Genomic DNA, 4,494 nt, shown 5'->3' with positions numbered 1-4,494 from the left:
GTGGCGGCCGCGGCGCCTCGGGGCCGGGCACGGGCGCGCTGGGCGCCCGTACGACACCGTGAAGCCAAGGCCGCCACACCGGCCCGCGACGACGCCATCAGAAAACAAAGCTCAGCAGAACAAAGCCCAGCAGCCCTCCGCCAGAACCCCCTACGTCAGCCAGTGCGCCAAATCGTAATACGGGACGACGTCGCCATCTTGTACCAGTACGCCGGCCGGCATGCGGGCCAGCCCGGTGGCCCAGGGCATGGAACTGATGACGGATGAGTCCTGGTTGGGGTAGGGCACCAGTTCCGGCGCTGCGCCGGGTTCCTGGTGCCACTGCACCCGCAGGAATTCTTCGCGGCTGTCCTGGCGCGGACGTTCCGTGCGCAGCGCCGCGGCGCCGACAGGCGGGAACAGCGCGGCACGGCCCTGCATGCGCCGCACCAGCGGCGATACCAGCATTGCATACACCGCAAACACCGATACCGGATTACCCGGCAGGCACACCACCGGCTTGCCCTCGATGTGCGCCAGCGCCACCGGCTTGCCGGGCTTCATGCGCACCTTCCACAAGGCCAGCTTGCCGCCCAGCGATTCCAGCACGGGCTTGACCAGGTCTTTTTCGCCCACCGATACACCGCCGATGCTGAGCAGCAGGTCGCAGTCGGCCAGGATGGTGCGTATGGCCGCGCGCAGGTCGGGTTCGTTGTCGCGCGCGTGCAGCACGTGCACGGCGTGCGCGCCGGTTTTCTGCGCCAGGGCCGCCAGCATGGGGCCGTTGCAGTTGTAGATCTGCTGCGCGGCGCGCTCGGCGCCGGGCGGCACCAGTTCGTCGCCGGTGCTCAGGATGCCGATGCGCAGCCGGTCGTATACCTGCACGTGCGTCAAGCCCTGCGAGGCCAGCAGCGCGATGTGCGCGGCTTCCAGCGGCGTGCCCCTGGCCAGCAGGGGCTGGCCGGCCGTGGTGTCCATGCCGCGCTTGCGCACGAATTCGCCGGCCAGCGGCGCCTGCAGGATTTGCACCTTGCCGTCGGCTTCGCGTGTGTTTTCCTGGATGACGATGGTGTCGGCGCCCTCGGGCAGCAGGCTGCCGGTGAACAGGCGGGTGGCCTGGCCGGGCAGCAGCGGCTGCGGCATTTCGCCCGCGTAGCAGCGCTGCTGGATCGGCAGGATGGCGTCCGGCTGGTAATCGGCGTAGCGGATCGCATAGCCGTCCATGGCGCTGTTGTCGGCGGGCGGCAGGTCTTGCGTGGCGGACATGTCCACGGCCAACACGCGGCCGATGGCATCCGCCAGTGTCACCAGCTGCAGGCGTTCCAGGGGGGCGGCGGCCTGCGCCAGCAGCGCCTGGGCGCGTTCGAAATCGAGCAGGTTGTCGTTCATTCGGATTCTTTCTTGCGGAAAAGCGTCGCGAAATTGCAGGGCTGGTGCGTGCTGTCGAGCTGTTCGTCCAGAATGTGCGTCCAGGCCGTCTGGCAGGCGTCGTTCGAACCAGGCAGGCAGAATACCAGCGTGCGGTTGGCCATGCCCGCCACGGCGCGCGACTGGATGGCCGAGCTGCCGATCTCGGCGTACGACACCTGGCGAAACAGCGCGTCGAAGCCGGCGATTTCACGGTCGAACAGGGGCAGCACTGCTTCGGGCACGCCATGGCGGTGGGCAAAGCCCGTGCCGCCCGACGTGATGATGACCTGTACGTCGGGGTCGGCGATCCAGTCGCTGAGCACGCGGCGGATGTCGTACAGATTGGCCTTGACGATATCGCGCCGCACGCAATCGTGGCCGGCCCGCGCCAGGTTTTCGGCCAGCAGGTTGCCCGATGTGTCGTCGCCCGCCGTGCGCGTGTCGCTGATGGTAAGCACGGCGCAGGCCAGCGGAATCTTGCTGTCCTGGGCTTTCATGGCGATTCCTTGGGGGTGCCCGCGTCCCAGGCCTGGGTGCGTTCGTGGTCGGCTTCGCGCTGTTCGACCCAGAAGCTGCTGCCCCCGGCCAGCGTTTCGCGCTTCCAGAACGGGGCACGGGTTTTCAGGGCGTCGATCATGTACTCGCAGCCGCGGAACGCATCGCCGCGGTGCGCGCTGGCGGCCGCCACGAACACGATCTGCGCGCTGCGCGACAGCGCCCCCACCCGGTGCGCGATGCCGGCGGCGGCCAGGTTCCAGCGCTGGCGCGCGGTGTCGGCGATTTCCTGCAGTTCGCGTTCGCACATGCCCGGATAATGTTCCAGGTATAGGGTCTCGGTGGCCTGCCCGGGGCTGAAGTCGCGCACGTAGCCGGTAAACGTGACGATGGCGCCGGCTTCGGGTCCGGCCTGTTCGCGCACGCGCGCCAGCAGCGCCGCGCTGTCGAAGTCGGCTTCCTGGACGATGATCATGGTGTTCAGCCTCCGGTTACCGGCTCGAACACGGCCACTTCGTCGCCCGGCCGGATCGGCGCCGACGGCTTGGAATGCATCTGGTTTATGGCCAGTTTCAGGCGCGCGGCGGGCTCCAGCTGCGGGTAGCGCGCCTGCAGGGCCTCGAGCAACTGCGCGCCGGTGGACGAATCCGCCAGCGGCCAGGCCTCGCCACGCTTGCCAACCAGTTCGGCCACGCGGGCGAAGTACAGCAGGTTAATTGTTTCGCCACTCACCGCTTTTTCCTCCGGCCTTGTACTCAAGGCGTACTTGTTCAATGACGATGCCCTTGTCGGCCGCCTTGCACATATCGTAGATGGTCAGGGCGGCCACGCTGGCCGCCGTCATGGCTTCCATTTCCACGCCTGTCTTGTACAGGGTGCGGCAGGTGGCGCGGATGTCGACGGTATGGGTGTCGTCATGCAGGGCGAATTCCACGCCCACGAAGGCCAGCGGCAGGCTGTGGCACAAGGGGATCAGGTCGGCGCAGCGCTTGGCCGCCAGCACGGCCGCCACGCGGGCGGTGTTCAGCACTTCGCCCTTGCCCTGGCCGGGCGCGGTCAGCAGGCCGTACGCCTGCGCGTTCATGCGCACGGCGCCGCGGGCGATGGCAACGCGTTCGGTGTCGGACTTGGCGCCGACGTCGACCATGCGGATCTGGCCGGACTCGTCCAGGTGGCTAAGGGCGGGAGAAGACGAAGACATGGGTAGCAGGAATGTTCAAAAACAGCGGTTCACGAGGCGCGCCGCCCCGGATGGGCGGGCCTGGTGCCTATGATAGACGAGCCGTGGCGGGGCGGCGACCGCGCCCGCGGTGGGCACTGAAAGTGTTAACGATTGAAAGCGTGGCCCCATTTTCGGGGTTTCCGGGCGCGCAGCCGTCCTATCATAGATGCGCCGTTCCTCAGGCACGATAATTTCCATGCCCGCACCAGGAGACCATGCATGGCCGTCAGGATGCCCAGGTTGAGATTCACTCGGCGTTTCGGAAAGATCCTTCTGGCTATCGTGGCCGTCATCCTGATCCTGTTCGGCGTGGCTGCCTGGCAAGTGCCCAAGGTGCTGCGCGGCGCCCTGACCGAAGACGTGGCGGGCCTGCTGGGGCGCCAGGTGCAGGTGGGCGACATCAGTTTCAACCCCTTCACGCTGACAGTGCGGGCGCACGACCTGCAGATCGAGCAGCCCGGCGGGGCCGCGCCTTTGCTGGGCATCAAGCAACTGGACCTCAGCGCGTCCTGGATGTCGCTGTTCTGGTTCGCGCCCGTGGTGGATTCGGTGCGGGTGCAGCAGCCGCAGATCGCGCTGGTGCGGGAAGATGTCACGCGCTTCAATTTTTCCGATATTCAGCAAAAACTGGCCGACATGGCCGCCGAGCAGCCCGAGCCGCCCGCCGACGCGCCCAAGGACGACGGCCCGCCGCGCTTTTCGCTGAACAACCTGGTGGTGGAAGGCGGGGCCATCAGCCTGGACGACCAGGTCACGGGCCGCAAGCAGCAGGTGGACCAGATCGAACTGGGCGTGCCCTTTATTTCCACCTTCGGCTACGCCACCGATATCGACGTGCAGCCGCGCGCGCACATGCGCATCAATGGCAGCCCGTTCCGCCTGGACGGCGTGGCCCGCCCCTTCGACGTGGTGCCGGCCTCGACGCTGAACCTGGCGTTTCGCGGGCTGGAACTGGAAAAATGGGCCGACGCCTGGCCCGCGCCGCTGCCTGTGAAACTGGAGCGGGCCCTGCTGGATTCCGATCTGCAGATCGTGTTCGAACAGCCCCGCGATGCCGCGCCCACCATCAGGGTGGTGGGCGACCTGGGCTTGCGGCAGCTGGACGTGCGCGAGTCGTCGGGCGAGGAACTGGTGAAATGGGGCACGCTGGACTTGCGCAGGATTTCCCTGGACGTGGCGGCCCGCCAGCTTTCCATCGGCCAGATCGACCTGTGGTCGCTGATGGCGCACACGCGGCGCGATGCCAGCGAGCGCGTGAACTGGCTGCGTGTGATCGACAAGCTGAAGGAACTGGCCGGGGGCGAGCCGGAACCTGCCGCCGGCAAGAATACGAAGGTTGCCGCGAAGGCGGCGGTCGCCGCGCCGCCGGCCCCCGCCACGCCCGCGGG

At 67.6% G+C, this 4,494-nt stretch carries 6 protein-coding genes; 1 reads left to right on the top strand and 5 read right to left on the bottom strand.

Annotated elements, in window-relative coordinates; all coding sequences use genetic code 11:
- Positions 1 to 150: 150 nt before the first annotated feature.
- From glp to moaC, 5 genes are read right to left on the bottom strand one after another with little or no spacing between them, the layout of a single operon-like run.
- On the bottom strand, positions 151 to 1,356 hold the full coding sequence (gene glp, locus LPZ50_RS22300; protein WP_230665022.1) for a gephyrin-like molybdotransferase Glp: 1,206 nt from the start codon (positions 1,354 to 1,356) through the stop codon (positions 151 to 153).
- An 8-nt stretch (positions 1,357 to 1,364) separates the two neighbouring features.
- The gene (gene moaB / locus LPZ50_RS22295) at positions 1,365 to 1,886 is read right to left on the bottom strand and encodes a molybdenum cofactor biosynthesis protein B (RefSeq protein ID WP_230665021.1); all 522 of its coding nucleotides are present in this window, start codon (positions 1,884 to 1,886) and stop codon (positions 1,365 to 1,367) included.
- Entirely contained in the window at positions 1,883 to 2,359 is a 477-nt protein-coding gene (locus LPZ50_RS22290; RefSeq protein ID WP_230665020.1) for a molybdenum cofactor biosynthesis protein MoaE, read from the bottom strand. The genes moaB and LPZ50_RS22290 overlap by 4 nt, the downstream gene beginning before the upstream one ends.
- A gap of 5 nt (positions 2,360 to 2,364) precedes the next feature.
- Positions 2,365 to 2,616, bottom strand: coding sequence for a MoaD/ThiS family protein (locus tag LPZ50_RS22285; protein ID WP_230665019.1), 252 nt, complete (start codon positions 2,614 to 2,616; stop codon positions 2,365 to 2,367).
- Positions 2,597 to 3,085: a cyclic pyranopterin monophosphate synthase MoaC gene (gene moaC, locus LPZ50_RS22280; protein WP_230665018.1), complete on the bottom strand. Its 489-nt coding sequence runs from the start codon at positions 3,083 to 3,085 to the stop codon at positions 2,597 to 2,599. Before moaC ends, LPZ50_RS22285 begins: the two co-directional genes overlap by 20 nt.
- Before the next feature lie 240 nt (positions 3,086 to 3,325).
- Between moaC and LPZ50_RS22275 the strand changes: the two genes are divergently transcribed.
- Positions 3,326 to 4,494, top strand: a 1,169-nt coding sequence (locus LPZ50_RS22275) for an AsmA family protein (protein ID WP_230665017.1), incomplete at its 3' end; no start/stop codon positions are given.

Source organism: Bordetella petrii (genome assembly GCF_020991325.1).
In the GTDB taxonomy this organism is placed as follows: domain Bacteria; phylum Pseudomonadota; class Gammaproteobacteria; order Burkholderiales; family Burkholderiaceae_B; genus Bordetella_A; species Bordetella_A petrii_E.
This window is presented reverse-complemented; position numbering and strand designations above follow the sequence as displayed.